Origin of the sequence: Pseudomonas chlororaphis subsp. aurantiaca (assembly GCF_013466605.1) — a bacterium.
GTDB classification, from domain to species: Bacteria; Pseudomonadota; Gammaproteobacteria; order Pseudomonadales; family Pseudomonadaceae; genus Aquipseudomonas; species Aquipseudomonas chlororaphis_I.
On sequence record NZ_CP059162.1, the window covers coordinates 2,518,388 to 2,543,714 of the forward strand.

General features: G+C 64.6%; 22 protein-coding genes and 4 pseudogenes. 13 read left to right on the forward strand and 13 right to left on the reverse strand.

Annotated elements, in window-relative coordinates:
- The first annotated feature begins 109 nt into the window (after window positions 1-109).
- Both H0I86_RS11750 and H0I86_RS11755 read left to right on the forward strand, forming a co-directional pair.
- Window positions 110-1,219 carry an efflux RND transporter periplasmic adaptor subunit gene (locus tag H0I86_RS11750; protein ID WP_180925131.1) on the forward strand — a complete coding sequence of 370 codons (1,110 nt, stop codon included), beginning with the start codon at window positions 110-112 and terminating at the stop codon, window positions 1,217-1,219.
- Window positions 1,216-4,305 (forward strand): efflux RND transporter permease subunit, encoded by a 3,090-nt coding sequence (locus H0I86_RS11755; protein ID WP_180925132.1) that lies wholly within the window; start codon window positions 1,216-1,218, stop codon window positions 4,303-4,305. Before H0I86_RS11750 ends, H0I86_RS11755 begins: the two co-directional genes overlap by 4 nt.
- 97 nt (window positions 4,306-4,402) lie before the next feature.
- Here the strand turns inward: H0I86_RS11755 and H0I86_RS11760 are convergent, their stop codons facing one another.
- Complete coding sequence (locus H0I86_RS11760; RefSeq protein WP_180925133.1) at window positions 4,403-5,023, reverse strand: hypothetical protein; 621 nt, start codon at window positions 5,021-5,023, stop codon at window positions 4,403-4,405.
- Window positions 5,024-5,103: 80 nt separating this feature from the next.
- Window positions 5,104-5,545 (reverse strand): annotated as a pseudogene (locus H0I86_RS11765) (tellurite resistance TerB family protein); the annotation flags it as partial.
- On the opposite strand from H0I86_RS11765, the pseudogene H0I86_RS32115 reads away from it, so the two are divergent.
- A pseudogene (locus H0I86_RS32115) lies at window positions 5,541-5,821 on the forward strand (MFS transporter); the annotation flags it as partial. The pseudogenes H0I86_RS11765 and H0I86_RS32115 overlap by 5 nt on opposite strands.
- A 9-nt stretch (window positions 5,822-5,830) precedes the next feature.
- Here the strand turns inward: H0I86_RS32115 and H0I86_RS11770 are convergent.
- Both H0I86_RS11770 and H0I86_RS11775 read right to left on the reverse strand, forming a co-directional pair.
- Window positions 5,831-6,322: pseudogene (locus tag H0I86_RS11770) on the reverse strand (PaaI family thioesterase); the annotation flags it as partial.
- A gap of 45 nt (window positions 6,323-6,367) precedes the next feature.
- Window positions 6,368-6,805 carry a hypothetical protein gene (locus H0I86_RS11775; RefSeq protein ID WP_373369409.1) on the reverse strand — a complete coding sequence of 146 codons (438 nt, stop codon included), beginning with the start codon at window positions 6,803-6,805 and terminating at the stop codon, window positions 6,368-6,370.
- 177 nt (window positions 6,806-6,982) lie between these two features.
- On the opposite strand from H0I86_RS11775, the gene H0I86_RS11780 reads away from it, so the two are divergent.
- Window positions 6,983-7,495 carry a DUF1993 domain-containing protein gene (locus tag H0I86_RS11780; RefSeq protein WP_180925135.1) on the forward strand — a complete coding sequence of 171 codons (513 nt, stop codon included), beginning with the start codon at window positions 6,983-6,985 and terminating at the stop codon, window positions 7,493-7,495.
- A gap of 270 nt (window positions 7,496-7,765) precedes the next feature.
- Window positions 7,766-8,095 (forward strand): hypothetical protein, encoded by a 330-nt coding sequence (locus H0I86_RS11785; RefSeq protein WP_180925136.1) that lies wholly within the window; start codon window positions 7,766-7,768, stop codon window positions 8,093-8,095.
- Window positions 8,096-8,520: 425 nt separating this feature from the next.
- On the opposite strand, the gene H0I86_RS11790 is transcribed toward H0I86_RS11785, so the two are convergent.
- On the reverse strand, window positions 8,521-9,417 hold the full coding sequence (locus H0I86_RS11790; RefSeq protein ID WP_180925137.1) for a DMT family transporter: 897 nt from the start codon (window positions 9,415-9,417) through the stop codon (window positions 8,521-8,523).
- 125 nt (window positions 9,418-9,542) lie between these two features.
- On the opposite strand from H0I86_RS11790, the gene H0I86_RS11795 reads away from it, so the two are divergent.
- On the forward strand, window positions 9,543-10,877 hold the full coding sequence (locus H0I86_RS11795) for an aminotransferase-like domain-containing protein (RefSeq protein WP_180925830.1): 1,335 nt from the start codon (window positions 9,543-9,545) through the stop codon (window positions 10,875-10,877).
- 37 nt (window positions 10,878-10,914) lie between these two features.
- Here the strand turns inward: H0I86_RS11795 and H0I86_RS32480 are convergent, their stop codons facing one another.
- From H0I86_RS32480 to H0I86_RS11805, 3 genes and pseudogenes are all read right to left on the reverse strand, one after another.
- The gene (locus H0I86_RS32480; protein ID WP_371356844.1) at window positions 10,915-11,778 is read right to left on the reverse strand and encodes a methyl-accepting chemotaxis protein; all 864 of its coding nucleotides are present in this window, start codon (window positions 11,776-11,778) and stop codon (window positions 10,915-10,917) included.
- A gap of 42 nt (window positions 11,779-11,820) precedes the next feature.
- Window positions 11,821-12,543: pseudogene (locus H0I86_RS32485) on the reverse strand (MCP four helix bundle domain-containing protein); the annotation flags it as partial.
- 262 nt (window positions 12,544-12,805) lie between these two features.
- The gene (locus H0I86_RS11805; RefSeq protein ID WP_180925139.1) at window positions 12,806-14,251 is read right to left on the reverse strand and encodes a SulP family inorganic anion transporter; all 1,446 of its coding nucleotides are present in this window, start codon (window positions 14,249-14,251) and stop codon (window positions 12,806-12,808) included.
- 177 nt (window positions 14,252-14,428) lie between these two features.
- On the opposite strand from H0I86_RS11805, the gene H0I86_RS11810 reads away from it, so the two are divergent.
- The 4 genes from H0I86_RS11810 (at window position 14,429) to H0I86_RS11825 (ending at window position 16,289) form a co-directional block, all read left to right on the forward strand.
- Window positions 14,429-14,788 carry a hypothetical protein gene (locus tag H0I86_RS11810; protein ID WP_180925140.1) on the forward strand — a complete coding sequence of 120 codons (360 nt, stop codon included), beginning with the start codon at window positions 14,429-14,431 and terminating at the stop codon, window positions 14,786-14,788.
- A 168-nt stretch (window positions 14,789-14,956) separates the two neighbouring features.
- Window positions 14,957-15,562, forward strand: a complete 606-nt coding sequence (locus tag H0I86_RS11815) for an SCO family protein (protein ID WP_007924889.1) — start codon at window positions 14,957-14,959, stop codon at window positions 15,560-15,562.
- Entirely contained in the window at window positions 15,562-16,053 is a 492-nt protein-coding gene (locus tag H0I86_RS11820; RefSeq protein ID WP_180925141.1) for a copper chaperone PCu(A)C, read from the forward strand. The genes H0I86_RS11815 and H0I86_RS11820 overlap by 1 nt, the downstream gene beginning before the upstream one ends.
- 41 nt (window positions 16,054-16,094) lie before the next feature.
- Window positions 16,095-16,289 carry a DUF1289 domain-containing protein gene (locus H0I86_RS11825; protein WP_007924891.1) on the forward strand — a complete coding sequence of 65 codons (195 nt, stop codon included), beginning with the start codon at window positions 16,095-16,097 and terminating at the stop codon, window positions 16,287-16,289.
- Between the two features lie 31 nt (window positions 16,290-16,320).
- Here the strand turns inward: H0I86_RS11825 and dsdC are convergent, their stop codons facing one another.
- From dsdC to H0I86_RS11845, 4 genes are all read right to left on the reverse strand, one after another.
- On the reverse strand, window positions 16,321-17,268 hold the full coding sequence (dsdC, locus tag H0I86_RS11830; protein ID WP_180925142.1) for a DNA-binding transcriptional regulator DsdC: 948 nt from the start codon (window positions 17,266-17,268) through the stop codon (window positions 16,321-16,323).
- 24 nt (window positions 17,269-17,292) lie between these two features.
- Window positions 17,293-18,645, reverse strand: coding sequence for a D-serine ammonia-lyase (gene dsdA / locus H0I86_RS11835; RefSeq protein ID WP_180925143.1), 1,353 nt, complete (start codon window positions 18,643-18,645; stop codon window positions 17,293-17,295).
- Between the two features lie 26 nt (window positions 18,646-18,671).
- Entirely contained in the window at window positions 18,672-20,012 is a 1,341-nt protein-coding gene (locus H0I86_RS11840) for a GntT/GntP/DsdX family permease (RefSeq protein WP_180925144.1), read from the reverse strand.
- A 199-nt stretch (window positions 20,013-20,211) separates the two neighbouring features.
- The gene (locus H0I86_RS11845) at window positions 20,212-20,616 is read right to left on the reverse strand and encodes a RidA family protein (RefSeq protein WP_180925145.1); all 405 of its coding nucleotides are present in this window, start codon (window positions 20,614-20,616) and stop codon (window positions 20,212-20,214) included.
- 147 nt (window positions 20,617-20,763) lie between these two features.
- On the opposite strand from H0I86_RS11845, the gene H0I86_RS11850 reads away from it, so the two are divergent.
- Both H0I86_RS11850 and H0I86_RS11855 read left to right on the forward strand, forming a co-directional pair.
- The gene (locus H0I86_RS11850) at window positions 20,764-21,690 is read left to right on the forward strand and encodes a LysR family transcriptional regulator (protein WP_180925146.1); all 927 of its coding nucleotides are present in this window, start codon (window positions 20,764-20,766) and stop codon (window positions 21,688-21,690) included.
- A 287-nt stretch (window positions 21,691-21,977) separates the two neighbouring features.
- A complete protein-coding gene (locus H0I86_RS11855) occupies window positions 21,978-23,396 on the forward strand; it encodes a phosphatidylserine decarboxylase family protein (RefSeq protein WP_180925147.1) in 1,419 nt (472 codons plus the stop codon).
- A gap of 62 nt (window positions 23,397-23,458) precedes the next feature.
- Here H0I86_RS11855 and yghX read toward each other — a convergent pair whose 3' ends face one another.
- Window positions 23,459-24,346 (reverse strand): YghX family hydrolase, encoded by an 888-nt coding sequence (gene yghX / locus H0I86_RS11860; RefSeq protein WP_180925148.1) that lies wholly within the window; start codon window positions 24,344-24,346, stop codon window positions 23,459-23,461.
- Between the two features lie 186 nt (window positions 24,347-24,532).
- Here yghX and H0I86_RS11865 point away from each other — a divergent pair, with 186 nt between their 5' ends.
- Entirely contained in the window at window positions 24,533-25,321 is a 789-nt protein-coding gene (locus H0I86_RS11865) for a DeoR/GlpR family DNA-binding transcription regulator (RefSeq protein ID WP_009048330.1), read from the forward strand.
- Window positions 25,322-25,327 lie beyond the last annotated feature (6 nt).

A 25,327-nucleotide genomic window follows, 5' to 3' on the forward strand; every position in this document is an offset into this window, starting at 1 on the left:
TTTCGCGTAGTCGCGGGCAGTCTCAATGGATGATTATTTGTGACTATTGACAGATATGGTCACTGTGCTGAGAATGTGGGGCATGTCCTATTGTTCAGTAAGGGAACCTATGCGCCGGCCTCGACCTGTCCCCATTGCCGCTTGCTTGTTGCCTCTAGTCCTGGCGGCGTGTGGCGACTCATCCACCGTTGAAGATCCCCGCACCCATGCCCCTCTGGTGAGGGCCTCTGCGGTTCAGGGGGCGTCCGACGTTTCACGCTCCTTCACTGGCGTCGTGGCGGCCCGCGTCCAGGGCGACCTGGGCTTTCGGGTATCAGGCAAGATACTTGAGCGCTTGGTCGATACGGGGCAGACCGTCAAGCGAGGTCAGCCGCTCATGCGTCTCGACCCAATCGACCTGGGGTTGCAGGCGCGAGCACAGCAAGAGTCGGTCATGGCTGCTCGGGCCCGAGCCAGGCAGACAGCTGATGATGAGGCCCGATATCGCGACCTGGTCGGCGCAGGTGCTATTTCTGCATCGGCGTACGATCAGATCAAAGCCGCGGCTGATACCGCAAAGGCGCAGCTCAGCGCAGCTCAAGCGCAGGCCGACGTGGCTCGCAATGCTTCCGGTTATGCGGTGCTGTTTGCCGATTCCGACGGCGTTGTGGTGGAGACGCTCGCCGAGCCCGGGCAAGTCGTCAGCCCAGGGCAGCCTGTGGTTCGACTGGCGCGGGCCGGGCAGCGTGAAGCCATCGTGCACCTGCCCGAGACACTACGCCCGGCAGCAGGATCCACTGCACAGGCGACGCTTTACGGCAACACCGCGGATGCTGTTACAGCGAAGCTGAGGCTGCTGTCTGACTCGGCCGACCGTATGACGCGCACCTTTGAGGCGCGGTATGTGCTTGAGGGTGCGTTGGCCAATGCGCCGTTAGGTTCGACCGTCACGCTTCGGATCGCCGAAGGCGCCGCACATGGACAGGTGCTGCAAGTGCCGATCGCTGCTGTTTATGACCCGGGCAAAGGCACTGGCGTGTGGGTCATCGCTGGCGAACCAGCGAAGGTGACCTGGCGACCTGTCCGGGTCCTGGGTTTGAGCGACGACGCAGCGCGAGTTACAGGCGATCTCAAGGCCGGCGAGCAGATTGTAGCCTTAGGTGCACATCTGCTGCGCGATGGTGAGGAGGTGAGACTGGCTCGACAGGGTGACGTCAAAGTTGCCGGGAGCCATCCATGAGCCAGGGGCGCTTCAATCTTTCGGCGATCGCTGTTCGCGAGCGCTCGATCACGGTATTCCTGATCTTCTTGCTCGCTGTGGCAGGGATCCTGTCGTTTTTCCAGCTGGGGCGTGCCGAAGACCCGCCGTTTACGGTCAAGCAGCTGACGGTCATTACCGCGTGGCCGGGCGCCACGGCGCAGGAGATGCAGGACCAGGTTGCAGAGCCACTTGAAAAACGCCTGCAAGAACTGAAATGGTACGACCGCACGGAAACCTACACCCGTCCAGGTCTCGCCTTCACCATGGTGACGCTGCTCGATCGCACACCGCCTTCTCAAGTGCAGGAGGAGTTCTATCAGGCGCGTAAAAAGCTCGACGATGAGGCCATCAAGTTACCGGCGGGTGTGGTTGGCCCGATGGTCAACGACGAGTTTGCAGATGTGACATTTGCGCTTTTCGCCTTGAAAGCCAAAGGCGAGCCGCAGCGACTGTTGGTGCGTGATGCGGAATCGTTGCGCCAGCGCCTGTTGCACGTGCCGGGCGTGAAGAAGGTCAGCATCATTGGTGAGCAGGCCGAACGCATCTTTGTTTCCTTCTCCCATGATCGGTTGGCCACGCTGGGCGTATCTCCCCAGGACATTTTTGCCGCGCTGAACAATCAGAACGCGCTCACGCCTGCCGGCTCAATTGAAACCGATGGGCCGCAAGTCTTCCTCCGCCTCGACGGTGCCTTCGATAAGGTGCAGAAGATTCGTGACACACCTCTTGCGGTCCAAGGTCGAACACTGAAGCTCTCGGACGTGGCGACGGTCGAGCGGGGTTATGAAGATCCGGCAACCTTCCTCGTGCGTAACAACGGTGAAGAGGCCCTGTTACTGGGCGTCGTGATGCGTGAGGGCTGGAACGGCCTTGACCTGGGCAAGGCATTGGACGCGGAGACGACGAAGATCAATGACGGCATGCCGCTGGGCATGACGCTCACCAAGGTCACCGACCAGTCTGTGAATATCAGTTCGGCCGTCGACGAGTTCATGGTCAAGTTCTTCGTCGCCCTGCTGGTGGTCATGCTTGTCTGCTTTCTCAGCATGGGCTGGCATGTAGGTATTGTGGTGGCGGCGGCTGTGCCGCTGACGCTGGCCGTGGTGTTTGTGGTGATGGCGGCCACTGGAAAGAACTTTGACCGCATTACCCTCGGGTCGCTGATTCTGGCGCTTGGACTGCTGGTGGACGACGCCATCATTGCTATCGAGATGATGGTGGTGAAAATGGAGGAGGGCTACGACCGCATCAAGGCTTCCGCCTATGCCTGGAGTCATACGGCCGCACCGATGCTTTCCGGTACGCTGGTGACCGCTATCGGCTTTTTGCCCAATGGCTTCGCCCAGTCGACGGCCGGCGAGTACACCAGCAACATGTTCTGGATCGTGGGCATTGCCCTGATTGCATCATGGGTAGTGGCGGTGGCCTTCACTCCCTATCTGGGTGTGAAGCTGTTGCCGAAGATCAAGACGGTCGAAGGGGGTCACGCGGCCATCTACAACACCCCTGGCTACAACCGCTTCCGCCGGATCTTGACGCGCGTCATCGCCCGTAAATGGCTGGTGGCCGGTGCCGTTATCGCTACGTTTGTCGTGGCGATTCTCGGCATGGGCCTGGTCAAGAAGCAGTTCTTCCCCACCTCGGACCGTCCAGAAGTGTTGGTCGAAGTGCAAATGCCCTATGGAACCTCCATCGAGCAGACCAGCGCCACCACCGCCAAGATTGAGGCCTGGCTGCAAAAGCAGGCTGAAGCCAAAATCGTCACGGCCTATATCGGGCAAGGTGCGCCGCGCTTCTACCTGGCGATGGCGCCGGAACTCCCGGATCCATCATTCGCCAAGGTTGTGGTGCTGACGGATAGTCAGGAGGCACGTGAGGCCCTCAAGTTCCGTATTCGTGAGGCAGTTGCTCAAGGGCTTGCCCCAGAAGCGCGTGTCAGGGTTACGCAGCTGGTGTTCGGTCCGTATTCGCCATTTCCTGTGGCATATCGGGTGATGGGGCCTGACCCATCAAAATTGCGCGAGATCGCCGACCAGGTACAGAAAGTGATGCAGGCGAGTCCCATGATGAGAACCGTCAACACTGACTGGGGCCCGCTAACGCCGACGCTGCATTTCACCCTGGATCAGGATCGCTTGCAGGCGGTGGGGCTGACGTCCAGCGCTGTCGCGCAGCAGCTGCAGTTCCTGCTCGCGGGAGTACCGATCACGGCAGTTCGTGAGGACATTCGTTCGGTGCAGGTGATCGGGCGTGCTGCGGGTGATATCCGGCTCGACCCTGCAAAAATAGAAGGCTTTACGCTCGTGGGCACGGCGGGCCAGCGGATTCCGTTGTCCCAGGTAGGGGAAGTCGGCGTGCGTATGGAGGATCCGATCCTTCGGCGTCGTGACCGCACCCCGACCATTACCGTGCGCGGCGACATTGCCGAAGGCTTGCAGCCACCGGACGTCTCGAGCGTGATCATGAAGGCGCTGCAGCCGGTCATCGACAAGCTGCCTGATGGGTATCGTATCGAGCAGTCGGGGGCCATTGAGGAGTCGGGCAAGGCCGGCCAGGCGATATTGCCGCTGCTCCCGATCATGATTGCCATCACGCTGCTGATCATCATCCTGCAGGTACGCTCGACCTCGGCGATGATCATGGTGTTTCTCACCGCGCCGCTGGGATTGATTGGCGTGGTACCGACATTGCTCATCTTCCAGCAACCGTTTGGTATCAACGCCCTGGTCGGCCTGATCGCACTTTCGGGCATTCTGATGCGTAATACGCTGATTCTGATTGGACAAATCCATCACAACGCACAAGAAGGACTGGATCCGTTCCACGCAGTGATCGAAGCCACAGTACAGCGTGCTCGCCCGGTGTTGCTGACAGCGCTGGCGGCCATCCTGGCGTTCATCCCCCTGACACACTCCGTCTTCTGGGGGACCCTGGCTTACACCTTGATCGGAGGCACGTTCGTCGGAACCATCATGACGCTGGTGTTCCTGCCGGCGATGTACTCCATCTGGTTCAAGATCAGTCATGTCAGTCAAAGGCAAACTGAAACAGCAGAACTGGCGTAAGCACGCGAACTTACCAAAAGAGAGGACGCCACCCCGTCCTCTCGTCGTGCACCTCACTACAAAGCTGGGTTCTCAATACCCAGCCTGCAAGCTTTTCTCACTCATCACCTATTAATGCCAGGCTGGCAGCCCACTCTTGCGTGGCAGTGTAGCGGGCGTAATAAGCCCGCTTCTCTACCTCGCTCAAACCGGTAAAGAACGGCAGGAAGTACTGGTCGTTGTAGTAGCCCTGGGCACCTTGCAACTGCGTTCCCCACCATGCCGGGTTGTAACCCTCGAAGGCTATCCAGGGCGGCGGAACGGCGAAACGCTGGCGCTGAACGGCCTCGAGGAAGTCAGTGCTGTTGGTTACCAGGCGCACCGTGACGGCGTTGAATTCCCGGGTGGATATAAAGCAAATCAGGCGCTGGTTGTTCTGGGCGTTTTCATACTGCCTGACAGGAAGCTCGTTGAAGCTTCGCTCGTGGACCAGGGTGAAACTGGACTCGATAAGGGCCTGGAAAGAATCCCTATCGCTTCCATCGATCAGCAAGGCCCGGTAATAAGCCGACACGCCTGTGCCTTCCAAAGAAACCGCGTGCAGTGGAAGGGGTAGGGCAGGCGTAGTGTGTTGCAGAGGTACGGTGAAAACCGCTTGGAGTTCTGACAGGGAATAGCCCGCAATTTGCTCCTTGGGGCCCCGGTCAAAAAGACCTGCGATACGGCTGAAAAAATTCATATCGTCCTTGATTCAGCTTTGGTGGGTTTAGTGGAGTGGCTCTTCAAGGCCATTGATTTAGGGTTCCTTGAAACCTGGAAAACCGTTGGCCAGCCACGCTGGCTTTTGCGTGTTGTAGCCGTAGCCCTTCAGCGTGCCGTCGGGTAGCTGTTCGATGTGCAAGCGCACGCGGGTGCGGCCTTCTTTAGGGGCGTCGAGTTGCTCGGGCGTGTACAAGGCGCTTTCGCCCAGGCTCGACGGCCAGAGCATGGCCACCACGCCAGCCAGGGCACCCGCGATGACTCCGCCGGTTGCCACGCCAGCCCCGGTGGGCGCCAATCCCTTGCCACCCAGCGCCAGGTTGCCCAGGGCGGCGGGAAGGGCGCCGCCGCTGATTTTCTTGAGCGGGATATTCCCCGTCGCGTCGGCTCCACGACCACCCAGCACGACAAGCTCGCCATAGTCCTTGATGGCATCGGTGGGGATTGCCCCGGATGGGCTGAGGTAGTCCATGACCCCGTCGGGCAGCTTGCAGGATTTGGTCTTGCCGCTGCTCGGGCTGGCGTTGAACGGCACCTCGTCGGTGCTCTATGGCGCGGTGCCGGACCTGGCGGGGGCGCGCAAGCGCGAGCAGGCGTTTGCGATCTTCTATACCGGCACCATCGGCGGTGGGGCGCTGGCGCCGGTGCTGTTCGGCAGCCTGGGTGATGTCACTGGCGTGCCCATCGCGGTGATGGTGCAGGCGGCTCCTTGCTGCTGACGTTGCCGCTGTCCTGGTTCGTGCAGCGCGGCCTGGACGCGGATGCCCGGCTGGCCTGAGCCGGCTCGGGCTTCCCGCCCGTGGGCCGCCGCGGCCAGTTGCTCGGTATCGACCCGCACGAAGATCGAGTCGCCGATCGCCGTCAGCACATCGCCGGCGTAGACCTCGCAGATCACCCGGCTCTTGCGGCCGAGTTCGCCTTCGACCTTGGCGCGCAAGGTCAGGGGCACGCCCATCGGCGTCGGCTTGATGAATTTGATGCCGAGGTTGCCGGTCACGCAGTTGATCCGCGGCAGGCTGTCCAGGGCGCGTCTTTCGGCGCGGTAGTGGTAGGCCATGGCGGTCCAGTTCGAGTGGCAGTCCACCAGCATGGCGATCAGGCCGCCGTACACCAACTCGGGCCAGCCGCAGTATTGGCTGTCCGGCAGGTGTTCGGCCATCACATGCACCCCATCTTCATGCCAGTGGCTCTTGATGTGCAGGCCATGGGGGTTGCTGCTGCCGCAACCAAAACAAACGCCGTCCGGCGCGGTGCTGTCTTGCAGGGAGAGTGGGTGCATGTGTCTTTACCTTTTTTATTGTTGGAGAGGGCCCTGGCGAAGCCCTCAGGCCGCCGCTTGTGCCTGTATCTGCAGGTCGCCTTCGACCTCCTTGACCAGCCCGCTGGCCAGCAGCAGCGGCAGCAGGCGCTTGTGCAACTGCGGCTCGACGAACTCCTTGACGGTGTCCAGCGCCAGGTTGCCGCTGGTTTCCAGCTCGGCCTTGGTGTAGGACAGCCAGGCCTTCTTCAACACCAGCAGCACGTCGCTGCCGGCGGTGGTGGCGAAGCGGCGGTGGGTCACCCGGCCGTCGAAGTCGAAGCTGTGCTGGTAGGCATAACCGCTCTCGTCACCCGCGCTGGCGACACAACGACCGCAGGTGCATGCGCCGTCGCCGAAGGCCGTGCGCAGATAGGTGTTGAAGTCCACCACGGGCTTGAGCCCCAGGCGCTTGTCGACTTCGAACAGATCCCCGGTCATTTTTGCTTCACTGCTCAAGGTCATTTTCCTCATGTTCAGGCGGTGTATTGCTTCAGGGGCGCACCTTAACAGCCAGATCGGCGGACGGGTACTTTTCTGCTGTCATCGGGGCCGGATCGCCATCTGCTAGGATTCTCGGCGCGCTGCCCCCGGGCGCGCTGCCTGCGCCTTGTCCACCGCTGATTCCTGCGAGGAGAAAGTATGTCGATCTATGCCATGACCGTCCCCTGTTTCGCCCAGATGCTGCGGGCGTTGAACAGCTTCTTGAGCAAGGGCGAGGAACATGCTCGCGAACGGCGCTTCGACCCGCAGGTCCTGCTGCAGGCGCGCCTGGCGCCGGACATGTATGACCTGGCGGCGCAGGTACGCTTTACCTGCACCCAGGCCCGGGAAGCGGTCCAGCGCCTCAGCGGCTTGCCGGCGCCGGCCAGCATGGCCGAGGCCAAGGCACTGATCGAGCAGACCCTGGCGTTCCTCGCCGAGGCGGATCAAGGGCTGATCGAAAGCAGCGGCCAACGCGCCGTGGCCATCGAGTTGCCCAACGCCATCGCCTTCGACATGACCGGCGAAGAGTACGCCCGCAACTGGGCGACGCCGCAGTTCTATTTCCACCTGGTCACGGCCTACGACATCCTGCGGCATAACGGCGTGCCGCTGGGCAAGGCCGAGTACGCGCAGCATATGTTTGCCTATCTGCGCCAGCCGCAGGGCTAGCGCCGGCTATCGACCGGATATCCCTGCCGAGGAAACTGTCGCGGCCCACCGGCGTTTCCCGGGGCCGGACAAAACGCTTGAGCAGGCGGCCGAATGTCGCGGCGCTGCGCCAGTGGTTGCCGTCCGAGGCTGGCCGCGGCACGAGTAGTGAATAGGTGGCCATTAAAAGAGCGGCACATTGCCTTCTCCGACAAGGCATCGTGCTGGCCCCGCAAGCGCCGAATCGTCGCCAAAATCACTTTAATTTCAGGTGGTTAGGTAGATCGAAAAATGCGCAATGTGTGGATGACGCTGACCTCGTTCGCCTTGGTCAGCATGGCTGTCGCGGCCGAGGGCAAGGAGTTGCCGGCCAATGACCGGTATGTGTGCAGTTGGGGCGCGGGGACGGCGGCGCGGGCGCAGGAGCTGAAACTGTCGGGCGTTTCGCTGTATGCCGCGCGGCAGAAGCTGCAGACCTACAAGTTCAGCAAGGGCTGGATGCGCATGCTGGCCCTGGGCATTACCGAGCAGACCTACGACAGCCCCTCGCGGGCCAAGCCGGCGACGGTGCGGCAGAGCTTTTACGACGATTGCGTGCGCTACAAGCTGGCGGGCAAATAACCCGAGGGGGAGGCGTGCGCAATGGCCGGTTGTCCGGGCTGCCATGCTGGTGCGGGCGCCGACGATACTGGGGCGAGGCATATCGGCCTTGTCTCATGTCCTCGGAGCGTTGGCCCATGAAGCGACAGAACCCGTCGCCATCTGATCCGTATTTTTCTTTGGCACCTGCGTCTGTATCGGGATCAGATCTGGCCTGACAATAACGCACCCCTCAGGCGCACCGGCCTGCCGGCTGGAGCCTGAGGCGGCGTTCTGCTTTTCGCGCTGGCGAAAACCTATTGTTCAGGAGGCCTTTATGGCGAAGATGGCGATTTTCTTGTTTGGATTCTTGGCGCTGACCATCGCGATTGGTCTGTTGGCGACCATCTCCCCGGTCTGAGGGGAAACCTCAGGCCAGCCCAGTCTCTCCGAGGCGGGCCGAACCGCTATTTCGAAAACTTCCTCGCCCCGGCCACGCACAAGATCACTGCCACGGTCACTCCCAGCATGCCCAGGCTGACCTGTTCATGCAGCAGGGTGGCGGCCAGGGCCAGGCCAAAGAACGGTTGCAGCAATTGCAACTGGCCGACGGCGGCGATCCCTCCCTGGGCCAGCCCGCGATACCAGAAGACAAAGCCGATCAGCATGCTGAACAGCGCGACGTACGCCAGGCTCAGCCAGGCGGGCAGGGTGAAGCCGCTAAACGAAGATGGGGCACGCAACAGCGTCAGCAGCGCCATCACCGGCAGCGCCAGCACCAAAGCCCAGGAGATCACCTGCCAGCCGCCCAGAGTCCGGGAGAGCTTGGCGCCTTCCGCGTAACCCAGGCCGCAGACCAGAATCGCCAGCAGCATGAGGACATCTCCGGCCGGCGCGGCGCTCAGCCCCTGGGACGCGGCAAACCCCACCACCAGCAGGCTGCCCAGCACCGAGAACAGCCAGAACACCGGCCGCGGCCGCTCGCCGCCGCGCAGCACACCGAACACCGCGGTGGCCAGGGGCAGCAGGCCGAGGAAGACGATGGAGTGGGCCGAGGTCACGTACTGCAAGGCCAGCGCGGTCAGCAGGGGAAAGCCCACCACCACGCCCAGGGCCACTATCGCCAAAGGCCACAGCTGGTTTCTGCTCGGGCGTTGTTCCTTGAACAGCAGCAACAGGCACAAGGCCAGGACGCCGGCGATGCTGGCGCGGGCCACGGTCAGGAACAGCGGGTCGAACTCCAGCACGGCCACCCGGGTGGCCGGCAGCGAGCCGCTGAAAATCAGCACGCCGATAAAGCCGTTGAGCCAGCCGCTCGCGGCTTTTTGCGTGGTGGGGTGTGGCAGGGATGATGTCCGTTCCATTCAGGGCTCAGCTCTGTCCAAGGGTAAGCGCTGCGCTCCAGGGCGAGATTGCGCCTGGGCTGTTCAGGCCCCATCCTAGGAGTGCCAAGCAATACAATCAAAACATTGTCATGGATACATTGCCTATGGCCCGTGCCCGCTACAAACAACTGGTCGATGGTTTTGCCGCCGATATCCGTGGCGGTGCATTGCCGCCCGGCACCCGCCTGCCGACCCACCGCGAACTGGCCGCCAGGGAAGGGCTGGCTCTGGTGACTGCCTCGCGGGTGTATGCCGAGCTAGAGGCCATGGGCCTGATCAGTGGCGAAACCGGGCGCGGCACCTTTGTCCGCGAGACCGCGTTGCCGCCGGGGCAGGGCATCGACCAGCAGGCGACCGCGGCGGGCACCCTCGATCTCAATTTCAACTACCCGGCGTTGCCCGGGCAGGCCGAAGTGTTGCGCAGTGGCCTGCGACAGCTGGCGGCTGCCGGTGACCTGGAGGCGCTGCTGCGCTACCAGCCCCACAGTGGCCGCAGCCATGAGCGGGCCACCGTGGCCCGGCACCTGGCGTGTCGCGGGTTGCAGGTGGAAGCGGACCGGGTGTCGATCGTCAGCGGCGCCCAGCACGGCCTGGCGACCACGGTCATGGCGCTGCTCAAGCCCGGCGATGTGGTGGCTACCGATGCCCTGACCTACCCGGGGTTCAAGGTGGTGGCCGAGGCCCACGGCGTGGAACTGGTGTCGATTGCCCTGACCGAGCACGGTCCCGACCTGCAGGCTTTCGAGCGGTTGTGCCGCAGCCGGCGGGTGCGGGCGGTGTATGCCATGCCGACCCTGCACAACCCCATGGGCTGGGTGCTGGACCTGGCGTGGCGCGAGCGTCTGGTGCACATAGCCCGGGAGCACCGGCTGCTGATTATCGAGGACGCCGCCTATGCCTTCCTCGCCGAGGATCCACCCGCGCCGCTGGCGGCCCTGGCGCCGGAGCTGACGGTGTATGTGTCGGGGTTTTCCAAGAATGTCGCCACCGGGCTGCGGGTCGGTTTTGTGGTCGCGCCGCCGGCCTGGGTGCCGCTGATCGAACGGGTGATCCGCGCGACCACCTGGAACACTCCCGGGGTGATGACGGCGCTGGTCTGCAACTGGATCGACGACGGCACGGTGCAGCGCCTGGAAGCCGAGAAACGCCAGGACGCGACCGCCCGGCAGGCCCTGGCCAGGGAAGTGCTGGCCGGCCTGGCGTACATCGGGCATCCGGCGTCCTATTTCCTCTGGCTGCCGCTGCCCGAGGAGGTGCGCGCCGATCAGGTGGCGATGGCCTTGCTGCGGGAGAACGTCTCGGTGTCCACCGCCGAGCCCTTTGTCAGCGCCGCGCCGGTGCCCCATGCCATCCGCCTGGCCCTGGGCTCGGTGGAACTGGATCAGTTGCGGGTGGCGTTGGAAAGGGTGCGCCAGGTGATTGGCCAATACGCCTATTGAAGGCTCCCGCGTGGCAAGGCACGGGAGCCTGTGGCCCTCAGACCTTGAACTGGGTCACCAGGCCGTTGAGTTCCACCGCCAGGCGTGACAGGTCCTGGCTGGCGGCGTTGCTCTGGTTGGCCCCGGCCGAGGTCTGGGTCGCCAGGTCGCGGATGTTCACCAGGTTGCGGTCCACCTCGCGGGCGACCTGGGCCTGCTCTTCGCTGGCGCTGGCGATCACCAGGTTGCGTTCGTTGATCGAGGTGATGGCCTGGGTGATCTGGTCCAGGGCCAGGCCCGAAGCGCGGGCGGCTTCCAGGGTCAGGTGGGCGCGTTCGTTGCTGTGGCGCATGGCGCTCACTGCGCCTTCGGTGCCTTCTTCGATGGTGTTGATCATGCTTTCGATTTCCTGGGTCGACTGCTGGGTGCGATGGGCGAGGGCCCGCACCTCGTCGGCGACCACGGCGAAACCGCGTCCGGCGTCGCCGGCCCGGGCGGCCTCGATGGCCGCGTTGAGGGCCAGCAGGTTGGTCTGCTCGGCGATCGAGCGGATCACCTCCAGGACCTGGCCGATATTGCGCACATCCACCGCCAGGTGTTCGACCTGCTCGCAGGTGCGGGTCACCTCGTCGGCCAGGTCGCCGATGGAGTCGACGGTGTGTTGCACCTGTTGCCGGCCGTGATGGGCGGTGGCGTCGGTTTCCCGGGACGCCTCGGAGGTGCTGACGGCATTGCGCGCCACTTCTTCCACCGCCGCGGTCATCTCGTTGACCGCGGTGGCGGCCTGCTCCAGCTCGTTGCTCTGCTGGTGCAGGGTCTTGCTGGAATCCTCGGTCACCGCATGCAGCTCTTCGGCGGCCGAAGCCAGTTGGCTGGAGGAATCGGCGATTTTCTGCAGGGTGCCGCGCAGGCTGTTCTGCATGCGTTGCAAGGCGTGCAGCAGGCGCGCCGGTTCATCGTTGCCGGTCACGCTGATGGCATGGCACAGGTCGCCGCTGGCGATGGTCTCGGCGACTTCCACGGCCTGGCCCAGCGGCCGCACGATGCTGCGGGTCAGTACGATGGCCAGGCCGACGGTGAGCACCAGCACCAGGGCCAGGATCGCCAGCACCAGGCCGACGGCGCTGTGGAACACCTCGTTGCTGCGCGCGGCCGCCGCTTCGCCACCGTGGGTGTTGACCTCGACCATGGTCAGCAGCTCCTTGAGCATGGCGTCGGCATTGGCCAGGAACGGGCCGCCGTCGACAATGGCCACGGCCTCGGCCTTGCGGCCTTCGCGTATCAGGTCCACGACCCGTTGCTGATCCCGCAGGTACAACGCCTTGGCCTGGACAAAACGCTCGTAGGCGGCTTTTTCCTCGGGGTCGCTGATCAGCGTTTCGTAGACCTTCTGTTGCGCCGACAGCTGTTCGTCGAGCTGCACGACCCGGGGCAGCAGTTCGGCTACATCGTTGCTGTCACGGATCACCAGCAGGCGCAGGGTCAGGGTGCGGATCTGGGTGCTGGTCAGGGCCATGGCGTTGGCCGCGACGATCGAGGGCAGCCAGTTCCTGTCGACCTCGAGCGACTGCTCGTTCATGCGGCGCATTTCCAGCAGGGAGAAGGTTCCGAGCGCAACCGCCAGCAGCGCGATCAGGGCAAAACTGAGGCCTGCACGGCGGGAAATGTTCATCGATCGTAAAAGCATGACTGTGTTCCTTGTGGCGGCAAAAGGCACAACCTGCGCGGCATCCGGCAGGTTCGCAGCAAAGCGGCGCGCGCTCGGAAGGCTCCGGGGCGTCGTCGGTTCTTGCAGGCAAGGCAGGCGGGAGGCGCATCGTGGCGCCTTCTTTATGGGGGCTTCCGGTGTGGACGGGGTTGCGCGGGCCCTGGCCGGAAAGGTGGCGATGATATCACAGTGATATCTATGGCGTCGGCGAGGTGGAGTGTGCAGCTCCACCTCGAAGGGTTCAGCCGTGCTGGATGCCCGCGCGTTTGAGCAACTGCTTGCAGCGCTCGGACAGGTGCGTCACCCGCAGGTGCTTGCCGGCCTTGCCGTAGCGTTCGCGCAGGGTTTTCAGGGCGGCGATGGCCGAGTAGTCGACGAAGCTCAGGTGGCGGCAGTCGAGGGTCACCAGGGCCGGGTCGCCCGCCGGGTCGAAGTGGTTGAGGAAGGAGGTGGTCGAGGCGAAGAACAGAGTGCCGTGGACCCGGTACAGCTTGCTGCCGTCGGCTTCCTCGTGGCTGTCGGCGTAGAGCTCGCGCGAGTGCTGCCAGGCGAAGTTGAGGGCGGCGATGACGATGCCGCACAGCACCGCGATGGCGAGGTCTGTGAAGACCGTAATGATGGTCACCGCGACTATCACCAGCATGTCGTTCAACGGCACTTTGTGCAGCACCCGCAACGAGCCCCAGGCGAAGGTCTGCTGGGCCACCACGAACATCACCCCGACCAGCGCCGCCAGCGGAATGCGCTCGATCAAGGGCGAGAGGAACAGCACGAACAGCAGGATCATCGTCCCGGCGACCACCCCGGACAGCCGGCCGCGGCCGCCGGAGCCGAGGTTGATCACGGTCTGGCCGATCATCGCGCAACCGCCCATGCCGCCGAACAGGCCGGAGGCGATATTGGCCGCGCCCAGGGCCACGCACTCGCGGTCCGGGAAGCTGCGGCTCTCGGTGATTTCGTCGGTGAGGTTGAGGGTCAGCAGGGTTTCCAGCAGGCCGACCATGGCCATCAGGAAGGCGTAGGGGGCGATGATGCCCAGGGTTTCCAGGTTCCACTGGATATCCGGCAGCACCAGGCGCGGCAGGCCGCCGGCGATATGGGCCATGTCGCCCAGGGTGCGGGTCGGCAGGCCCAGCAGGTAGACCAGCAGGCCGACTCCGAGGATCGCCACCAGCGCCGGCGGCACCGCGCGGCTCAGGCGCGGCAGCCAGTGGACGATCGCCATGGTCAGTGCCACCAGCCCGAGCATCAGCCACAGGGGCGTACCGCTGAGCCAGCGTTCATCGGCCTTGAAGTGTTCCAGCTGGGCCAGGGCGATGATGATCGCCAGGCCGTTGACGAAGCCGAGCATCACCGGATACGGCACGATCCGCACCAGCTTGCCCAGGCGCAGCAGGCCGAAGGCGATCATGACCAGGCCGCCCAGTAGCACTGTGGCCAGCAGGTACTGCACGCCGTGCTGCACCACCAGCGCGACGATCACCACCGCCATCGACCCTGCGGCGCCGGAAATCATCCCCGGGCGGCCGCCGAACAGCGCGGTCAGGGTACAGATGATAAAGGCGCCATACAGGCCCATCAGCGGGTTGAGGTGGGCGACCAGGGCGAAGGCGATGCACTCGGGCACCAGCGCGAAAGAGGTGGTGAGTCCGGCCAGGACGTCGGCGCGAAGGCGAGCGGGTTTCATGATTTACCTGAGAGGGCGGCCAGGAGCGGCCGGGGTTGCGAGGGATTGTCGAAAGGCGGCGAATGTTACGGAATAACCGCCGCGCCGGCCACCGGGGCTTGTATTGGCGGGCGCTGGCGGCAAGACTGCGCAGCCGCACAGCCCCGGCGATCAATGTCGGGTCGCCAAGGAGCCTTCATGCCATCAAGCAAACGCGAGCAGGTGCGTCTCGAACGCCGCCTGGTCGCCAGCCTCACCGACGCCTGCGAAACCGCCAAGGCGGAAATCGTCGGGTTTTCCTGGCTGACCCATGTGGCCGATTACGCGGCGTTTCCCGCCAGCCTGAGGGTGGTGTGGGTCTTCGACACCCAGGTCAGCAAGGCCCAAGCCCTGGCCAGCGGGCAGGGCGAACGCATGCTCGAACTGACAGCCATGGCCCTGCATGACGTCGGCCTGGAGTTGCAGGCGCCGGCGGCCCACGTGCGGTACGACAGCGAAGAACAATGCCAGCGCATCAACGGCGGCAACTGGCAAAAGCGCCTGGCGCGGCTCGGCTGAGAGCCGCTGGAAAGCGCGGCTAAACGCCGCACCCGACCATGGTCGCACACAACCTGTCATCCATTTGGCAGGAAGCGGGGCGCCTCGTTTTGCTACCATGCGTGGCTTTTACGGATGAGCCGCCCGGCGGGTCGTCTGGATTTTCGGCTCCTCAAAGGGCGGTAACGAATGAGTGTTTTGTTGAGTCGCCGCGAGGTGATTGCAGGTATGGGGGTGTTGGGGCTCGGTCTTCTGGCCGGCTGCGATACCCGGGGCCAGCTGTCGTACAAATACGGCAAGGACCTGAGCGACAAGATCATGGGCCGTACCTTCAAGCTGAAGGACACCGAGGGCAACGTCAGGACGCTCTCAAGCTATAGCGGCCTGATGCCGATGGTGTTCTTCGGTTTCACCCAGTGCCCGGCCATCTGCCCCACGACGCTGGCGCGCGCGGCCCAGGCCAAGAAACTGATGGGCCGAGACGGCGACCGCCTGCAGGTGATCTTCATCACCCTGGACCCCGAGCGGGATACCCCGGAGGTCCTCGACGCCTACGTCAAGGCCTTCGACCCGAGCTTCGTCGCGCTGTACGGCACGCTGGAGCAGACCGCGGCCACGGCCAAGGAATTCGACGTGTTCTACGAGAAGATCCCCAGCGGTTCGACCTACACCCTGTCCCACACCGCGACCAGTTTTGTCTACGACTCCCGGGGCACGTTGCGCCTTGGCTTGTCCCAATCGCTTACCGCGCAAGAGTGCGCGGAAGATCTACTGACCGTCATGGAGGTCTGCTGATGTACCCGGCCCTGAACCCATCCACAATCGCCCAACGCGCCAAACACCTGCTGCTGGGCCTGTCCCTGCTGGGCCTGGCTGGCCAGGCCGCGGCCCAGACCCAGGTCGATGACGCCTGGGTGCGCGCCACCGTCGCCGGGCAACAGGCGACCGGGGCCTTCATGACCCTGACCGCCAGCGACGACAGCAAGCTGCTCAGCGTCGAGTCGCCGGTGGCCAAGATCGTGCAGATTCACCAGTCGAGCATGCACAACGATGTGATGAGCATGCGCCCGGCGGACTTCGTCGCGTTGCCGGCCGGCAAGGCCGTCGCCCTGGATCCCCACGGTTATCACGTGATGCTGATCGACCTGGTCGCCCAGGTGAAGGAAGGCGACAAGGTGCCGCTGACCCTGGTGGTGGAAAACGCCAAGGGCGAGAAAGAGTCGATCAAGGTCGAGGCCCAGGCCCGCGCGCTGAACATGCCCGACCACAGCAAGATGCAGCATTGATGGTTCGCGGCGCCCGCGACGACCGACGGCCAGGCTGAAGCATGGCCAAGGAAATCGACAACCCCTGCATCGCCGTTTGCCAGTTGAGCGGCGACCTGTGCCTGAGTTGCGGGCGCAGCAAGGACGACATCCGCCAATGGAAGCGCATGAAGCGTCCGGAAAAGATGGCGGCGGTGCAGCGGGCGAGCCAGCGCTTGAAGGCGCTGCGCAAGAAAGGCGGCGGCGCCAGCCGCTGATTTTCCCCAGCCGGCCATTGCGCGCCGGCCTTCAGACTCCCGGCGTTTGCGCCGCGCACTCCTGCAACCAGGCGATACAGGCCGAGACCCGTCGTGGCAGGGCCTCCAGGGTCGGATGGACGATGTAGTAATCGTATTCGCCGCTGCGGGTAAACCCGGTGAACGGCAGCACCAGCCGGCCTTGCCCGAGCGCCTCGCTGACCAGATGCTCGCGCCCGATCGCCACGCCGGCATGGTGGATGGCGGCGGTGACGCAAAGGTCCGAGCGATCGAAGGTCACCCCGCGTTTTGGCATGGGCACGCCAGCGCCGTGCTGGCGAATCCACAGCGCCCATTCGGAGTCGAAGGTGGCGTGGTCCCAGGCCAGCGAGTCATGCAGCAGGGTGCACTGCTGCAGTTGCTCCACCTCTCCGGTCAATCCATGGCGCTCGGCGTATTGCGGGCTGCACACCGGCGCGACCCGCTCCTGCATCAGCTTGTGCGCCACCAGCCCATGGAACTCGCCATTGCCGTAATACAGCGCCAGGTCGATCTGCCGGGTGCGGAAGTCGATGCGGTCGTTGCCCACCCGCAGGTCCAGCCTGACCCCGGGGAAGCGCAGGCCGAACTCGGCCAGGCGCGGCACCAGCCAGGAATGGGCGATGGACGGGTGGGCATAGAGGGTCAGCGGCCCGGCCAGGTCGGCATCGACCGGCTGGGCCAGGACTTCGGACAGGTCGCCCAGGGTCTGCTGGAGGATCGCGAAAATCCGTTCGCCGGCCTCGGTCAGTTCAACCCGTCGGGTCAGCCGGCGGAACAGCTGGATCGACAGCTCCGCCTCCAGCCGGGCGATGCGATGGCTGACCGCGCTGGCGGTCAGGCACAACTCATCGGCGGCCTTGCTGAAGCTCAGGTGGCGGGCCGCGACCTGGAAGGTGAACAGGTTCGAGAACTGGCTGCTGTTGAGCTTGGCGTCCAGTCGGGGCGGTAGGTTGTACAAGCCGGCGCTTCTCCTGTCGGTCTGTTATGAGCCTTGCAGCACCCGGGCACCTTGCGCCAGATAAGCCTGCATCTCGGTGTCCGGGACCATGCTGCCGCCCGTGGCCCAGACCAGGTGGGTGGCCCGGGCGTACGCCTCGGCGCTCATGCCGCTGCGCCGCAGGTACTGGTCCTGTTGCGCGTGCACGCGGGCGATACCCGGGACACCGGCCACCGCCGAGGGCTCCAGGTGCAGCTGTTGGTGCCTGGCCATCAGCCAGACCAGGGCATGCAGTTCGTCATCGCTGACCGTGTAGTAACCCTCGATCAGCCGCTGCATGGCGCGGCCGACAAACCCCGAGGCGCGGCCGACGGCCAGGCCGTCGGCGGCGGTGAGGTTGTCGATGCCGAAGTCCTGCACCGACACCTCGTCATGCAGCCCGGTGTGCACCCCGAGCAGCATGCACGGCGAATGGGTGGGCTCGGCAAATATACAGTGAACGGCGTCGCCGAACGCCAGCTTCAAGCCGAACGCCACGCCGCCAGGGCCGCCGCCGACGCCGCAGGGCAGGTAGACGAACAGCGGGTGCTGGGCATCGACCCGGACCCCGGCCTGTGCCAGTTGCCGGCTCAGGCGCTCGGCGGCCACGGCGTAGCCGAGGAACAGGTCGGTGGAGTTCTCGTCATCGACGAAATGACAGGCCGGATCGGCGCTGGCCTGCTGCCGCCCCTGGGCCACCGCTATGCTGTAGTCGCTCTGGTATTCCATGACATTCACGCCGTGGGCGCGCAGCTTGTCCTTCTTCCATTGGCGGGCATCGGCGGACATGTGCACCGTGACCTGGAACCCCAGCCGGGCGCCCATCAGGCCGATGGACAGGCCCAGGTTGCCGGTGGAACCCACGGCGATCCGGTAGCGGCTGAAGAGCGCCCGGGCCTCGGGCGAGTCGAGCACGCTGTAGTCCTGGTCCAGGCGCAGCAGGCCGGCTTCCAGGGCCAGGCGTTCGGCGCGCTTGAGTACTTCATAGATACCGCCGCGGGCCTTGATCGACCCGGAGATCGGCAGGTGGCTGTCCTGCTTGACCCACAGCACGCCGGGCAGGGCTTGGCCGTAACGACTGGCCAGCACCGCCTGCAAGGCTGGCAGCGGCTGGATCGGCGATTCGAGAATGCCGTTGTTGGCCAAGGTCTCGGGAAAAGCCACGCGAAAATACGCGGCGAAGCGCTCGAGGCGCGCGCTGGCGTCGGCCACGTCGGCGGCGCTCAGCGCCAGGTCGCTCAGGCCATCGGCCAGGGGCGCGCGGATGGGGGTGAACCAGGTGGTTTCGCGCAGCGCCATCAGCTCTTCGAGCAGCGGGTAGCGGCGGGTCCAGGTAGCGAGTGGCTGGCCTGCGATCATGGGGGATGACTCCTGTGACAAAGGTTTTAAATGAAATGAGCGAGGCTCAGGGTCAGCAGCAGGGCGACCACCGAAGCCAGGACCGTGGCACTGGTGAAGGTCTTGAGCGCATCGGCCAGCGACACCCCGAGGTATTCCTTGACCACCCAGAAGGCCGAGTCGGTGACGTGGGTCCAGCCGATGGCTCCGGCGCCGATGGCGACCACGATGATCTCCTTGCTGTAGCCGGAGTCGACGCCCAGGGTCGGCAGCACGATGGCGGCGGCGCTCATCATGGCCACGGTCGCCGAGCCCACCGCGAAGTGCATCAGGCCCGCCACCAGCCAGGCCAGCACCACCGGGTTGATGTCCAGCCGGGTCAGGGAATCGGCCAGCACCGTGCCTACGCCGCTGTCGATCAGGATGCCGTTGAAGGCGCCGCCGGCACCGATGATCAGCAGGATGCTGGCCAGCGGCGGCAGGCTCTTCTGGGTGTGCCCCAGCAGGTCCTGCATGCACAGGCCGCGGCGCAGGCCCAGGGACCAGTAGGCGAAGGCCACGGCGATCACCAGTGCCACCAGCGGGTTGCCGAAGAACGACAGCAGCACCGACAGCGTCGAACCGGCGGGCAGGGTGCTGGCGAAGGTCTTGCCGATCATCAGCAGCAGTGGCAGCAAAATGGTCAGCAGGGTCAGCCAGAAGCCCGGCAGCACTCGCGCGCCACGGGCCTGGCAACGCTCCTCGAGGAAGGCCGCCTGCCAGGGGTCGGCCTGGCGGCGCGCCACCAGGCGGATCCACAGCGGCCCGGCGATCATGGCGGTGGGCAGGCCGACGATCAGCCCGTAGAGGATCACCTTGCCGACATCGGCCCCCAGCAAATGGGTAATGGCCATGGCCGCGGGGTGGGGCGGCAGCATGCAGTGCACGCACATCAGCGACACTGCCAGGGGCACGCCGAGGTACAGCAGGTTGAGCCGGGTTTCCTTGGCCACCACGTACACCAGGGGAATCAGCAGGATATAGCCGACCTCGAAGAACACCGGGATACCGGCGATGAACCCCACCAGCATCATCACCCAGGACGCGCGCTGCTCGCCCAGGGTGTCGAGCAGGGTCTGGGCGATGCGTTCGGCGCCGCCCGATTCCTCGAGCATCTTGCCGAGAATGCTGCCCAGCCCGATGATCGCGGCGAGAAACCCCAGGGTATCGCCCAGGCCCTTCTGGAACGACTCGAGCATGGCGTTCAAGGGCATCCCCGAGCCCACCCCGACCAGGCCGCAGGCGGCGATCAGCGCCAGAAAGGCATGCACCCTGAACCTGACAATCAACACCACGATCATCACGATCGCGGCCAACAACACCCACAGCAACGCGCCACTGCTTTGCATCGGCCAACCCTCTTATTGATTTTGTGACGGGGTCCGTCAAAGGACTTCGCGGGGCGAGAGTTAACTATCGGGCGCGCGGGGCTGACAAAAGATCATTGGTCAGCAGATGGGTGATGCTGGGTCAGGCGTGGGCAAGGCTGATCTGCCCGGCGGCCGTGGAATCCCGGGTCACGGCCGCGACCCGGTCGAGAGGCGTGAATCAGCCGGCGGTGCTTTCCGGCAGCCTGGCGATGACCTTGATCTCGAAGTCGAAGCCATAGAGCCAGGTCACGCCTACGGCGGTCAGCGTCGGGTGCGGCGCCTGGCCCCAGAATTCCGGCACCACCTTCCAGATGGTTTCGAAGCGGGTTTCGGGATCGACGATAAACACCGTGACATCGATCACGTCGTCGAAGGAGCTGCCGGCGGCCGCCAGGATTGCGTTGAGGTTGGTGAACGCGAGGCGCACCTGGGCCTCGAGGTCCGGCTCGGGCGAGCCATCGGCGCTGCTGCCGACCTGCCCCGAAACGAACAAAAAGCCATTGGAGCGGATCGCCGGCGAGTAGCGGTTGCGCTCGTAAAGCGCCTGGCGTCCGGGTGGAAAAACCACGTCGCGTTGAGTCATGTGTTGCCTCCATCGATAAGGGTCGAAGCCGACCTGGAATGAACGATGAAGCTGACTCTAGGCACTTGTGCCTGGCCGATAAACGAGCAACCGTAGCCATCACTGTTTGTGGAATCCAAACAATCCAATGGTTAGCCGGGGGTGGAAATGGACCGATTTGATGCGATGCAGGCCTTTGCCCGGGTGGTGGAGGCGGGCAGCTTCACCAGGGCTGCCGATACGCTGCACATGAGCAAGACCAGCGTGACGCAATTGGTGCAGCAGCTGGAGGCGCGCCTGCGGGTCAAGTTGCTCAACCGCACCACGCGCCGGGTCCACCTGACGGCCGATGGCGCGGTGTATTACGAGCGCGTGGTGCGCCTGCTGGCCGACCTCGACGATGCCGAGACCAGCCTGTCCAGCGCCTCGGCGGTGCCCAGGGGGCGTTTGCGGGTGGATGTACCCAGCCCGCTGGCGAGCATGATCCTGGTCCCGGCGCTGCCCGGGTTTCACGCCCGCTACCCGGACATCCAGATCGACCTGGGCGTCAGCGACCGCATCGTCGATGTGCTGGGTGAGAATGTGGATTGCGTGGTGCGCGGCGGCGAGCTGACGGACCAATCGCTGATGGCGCGGCGGATCGGCGATCTCCAGCTGGGCGTGTATGCGGCGCCCAGCTACCTGGAGCGTCTCGGCACTCCCGCGCATCCGCGCGAGCTGGAGGACTCCTTGCATCGTATCGTCGGTTTTCTCTGGGCGCGCACCGGCAAGGCCCTGCCGTATGCCATGCGCGGCCACGGCGAGAGTCTGCAGATCAAGGGGCGCTACGTGCTGGCGGTCGACGATGGCAATGCCTACCTCGCCGCCGGCCTGGCGGGCCTGGGCGTGCTCTGGCTGCCGGACTACATGGCCAGGGCGCACCAGGAGCGGGGCGAACTGCTGCGTCTGTTCGAGGACTGGCAGCTCGATCCGATGCCGATCTACGTGGCGTTCCCACCCAATCGACATATCAGCATCAAGCTGCGGGTGTTCATCGACTGGGTCGCCGAACTGATGGCCCGGCACGCGCCGGTCGCCAGCCGGGCGGGGGTGTGAGGCGGTTGGCTATATAAATTTCTGCCGCCCCCCCCCGAAATCCGCCGGAGCAGCTTTACTTGTCCAGGCAAGTCGCGCCTGTAGATGGCCGTTCGGCCGCCGCATTCTGCCCGGGACCGGCATTGCGAGAAGGACACGGAGTGTCGTTCAACCCCGTACAAGACCCTTGTCGCCCCCCTGACATGAACGCCTGCTGGAGCAGTCGTTTGCTGGCCAGTACCTCACCGCAGTCTGGTCGCACCCGCGCCATCGCAGCCCGGGCGCCGCCTCTTTAAAGGAGTAAAGAAATGACTCAGTACGACAAACAGCTCAACAACCCCAAACAGCCTTCGCGGCAGGCGCGCCTGGAAAGCACCGGCGCCGAGCGCCTCACGCTGGCCAACGCCGGACCGATCCAGATGGGCTTCTGGGTGCCCAACCGGGTATGGGCCACGGCCAGGTTCCTGGTGCCGCTGCGCAACCTGATCGCCGAGAAGAAAAAGGCCGGCACCCTGACGCCGATGCGCGCGGAAATCATCGAGTTCAAGACCTGGGTCACCCACAACAGCGTGTACCGCATGTGGGTCAACTCGATGATCGAACAGTCGAACGCTTACGTGGCGACCCTGGACGAAGCGACCAAGGAACAGATCAAGGATTCGGACGGCGATGCGCTGTGGATCGCCGGCTACGACAGCTTCTTCGAGATCCTCAACGAGATCATCAGCACCTCATCGTCGTTCAACGCCACGGCCCAGGTCGGCACGCCGATGAACGCCTTCCTGGCGGTGTCGATGGGCACCGAGGCGGGCGTCGCGCTGTTCCACGACACGACCTTCAACCAGCAGTTCAAGAAGGTGCTCAACGCCTGGAACAGCTTCCTCAAGAGCAGCGCGTCCCTCGACAAGCTGGATATCAACGACCCGGAAAAAGAAGGTTCGTGGATTTCCAAGGCGGCCCACGAGGCCGGGGTCTGGACGCAGATGGAGCATGATCCGAACCTGCCCGGCTACGGCTTCGATTCCTGGAATGCGTTTTTCATCCGCAAGTTCGTGCCCGGTGCGCGGCCGTTCCTGGGCAATGCGCTCACCCAGGTCAATATCGGCTGCGAGACCACGCCCTGGCAGTACGAAAACAACGTGGCGTTCGAGACCGAGTTCTGGATCAAGGACGTCAATTACTCGCTGCTGGACCTGTTCGGCGGTCAGGAGCAGTGGGCCGCTCCGTTCCAGGGTGGGCAGGCTTACCAGGGCTTCCTGTCGGCGACCCACTATCACCGCTGGAACGCGCCGCTCGATGGCAAGCTGGTGCGTTCCTGGGTACAGCCGGGCACCTATTTCGCCCAGCGTCCGGCCCAGGGTGAAGGCGAGGGCACCTGGGAGGGCACCGAGTCGCAGCCGTACCTGGGGCATGTCGCCGCCCGGGCGATCTTTGTCTTCGAGCACCCGACCTGTGGGTATGTCGCGCTGATCTGCATCGGCATGGTCGAGGTCTCGACCTGCGTGATCGAACCCCAGTTCATCGTCGATCAGGGCGCCGCCCCGGTGAGCATCACTCGTGGCACCGAGATCGGGCATTTCGAGTTCGGCGGTTCGACCCACATGATGATCTTCCAGAAGGACCGGGTGCAGCTGGAGGCCTGGGCGCTGAACGCGGTGCAGCACCAGAACGACCCGCAACCGACGCCCATGGGCACGGTGATCGCCACGGCGTTGCTGAAGGAGTGAGCCGTTGAGTACAAGCGACGGCGCGCTCGCGCCGTCGCCTGCAAACCGCTGCCAGCCGCTGGCTAGACCAGGTATTTGCGAAACCACGCCAGCGTCCGGTCCCAGGCCAGGGTGGCGGCTGCCTCGTCGTAGCGCGGGGTCGAGTCGTTGTGAAAACCGTGGCTCACCCCGGGGTAGATATAGGCCTCGTAAGTCTTGCCCGCGGCTTTCAACGCCTGCTCATAGGCCGGCCAGCCTTCGTTGATGCGCGTGTCCAGTTCGGCGTAGTGCAGCAGCAGGGGCGCCTGGATTCGTTCGACCTCCGCGCTGTCCGGCTGGCGTCCGTAGAAGGGCACGGCCGCCGCCAGCTCCGGGTAGGCCACGGCCGCGGCATTGGCCACCCCGCCGCCATAGCAGAAGCCGGTGATGCCGACCTTGCCGGTGCTGGCGTCGTGCTTGAGCAGCCATTCGATAGCGGCGAAAAAGTCGTTCATCAGCTTTTCCGGATTGACCTTCTGTTGCAGCTCGCGGCCCTTGTCGTCGTTGCCCGGGTAGCCGCCGACCGACGTCAGGCCGTCGGGAGCCAGGGCGATGAAGCCGGCCTTGGCCAGGCGCCGCGCGACGTCCTCGATATAGGGGTTGAGCCCGCGGTTTTCATGGGCCACCACTACCGCCGGCAACTTGCCTTCGGCTTTCGCCGGGCGCACCAGGTAACCCCGGACCTGTTCGTGGCCCTTGGGCGAGGGGTAGGTGATGTATTCGGCGACGATCTGCGGGTCGGTGAACGACACCTGTTCGGCCAGGGCGTAGTTCGGCGTCAGGGCGGCGAGGGTGGCGCTGGCGGCCAGCCCGACCAGGGTGAAGGCCGCCGCCCGGTCGAGGAACTCGCGGCGGCTGATCTTGCCGTGGGCGTAGTAGTCGTAGAGTTCGAGCAACTCGGGGGCGAAGTCTTTGGCACTGAGACGTTCCATCGCGCGCTACCTCTTCAATCATGGGGGACGTCCTGGTGCCGCACGGCCTGTGGGGCGGGACAGGTTCGACCTGAGATTGAATCAGTAAAGCAAGCCTGGGCCCCGGCAGCCAATGCGCAGGGTGAGCGTTGTGTTTGGACGGGGCCTTGGCTAATCTCGCATAAACACGCAAAAACAGGCATAACCATGCAAAACCAGCATTCAGTCGCCGAGCTGCCCCATGTGCGCCGGCAGAAGATCCTGTTACTGCTCGAACGCGACGGCAAGGTCATGGCTTCCGAGCTTGGCCAGCATTTCGCGGTCTCGGAGGACACCATCCGCCGCGACCTGGCGGAGCTGGCCGACGCCGGGCTGCTGCAGCGGGTCCATGGCGGCGCGCTGCCACGGCCCAAGGACACCGGCAAGGATGTGTTCACCCGCCTGGGCGAAAGCAGCGAGGTCAAGCGCCACCTGGCCAGGCTCGGCGCGCAGCGGGTGCAGGAAGGGCAGATCGTGATGTTCGACTCGGGCTCGACCACGCTGCTGATCGCCCAGTCGCTACCTGCCGATATCGGCATCACCGCGGTCACCGCTTCGCCGCTGATCGCCATCGCCCTGGCCGAATACCCGCGCAGCCAGGTGATCCTCGCCGGCGGCCGGCTCAACCCGGCGACCCTGTCCTCCGGCGGCCATGAGGCGGTACGCCTGATCCAGGGGATCCGCGCCGATCTGCTGTTCACCGGGGTGTGCGCGATTCACCCGGAAGTCGGCATCACCTCGCTGCACTTCGACGAGGTGCCGGTGAAACAGGCCCTGCTCGACAGTGCTTCGCAGGTGGTCGCGGTCACCACCGCCGACAAGCTTGGCGCGGTGGAGCCCTTTGCCGTGGCGCCGTGCAATCGCCTGCATACGCTGATCACCGAGCAGCACCTGGCCTCGGGCAGCATCGAGGACTACCGGCGCCTGGGTATCGAGGTGGTGCAGGCGCCGGTGTGACGGCGG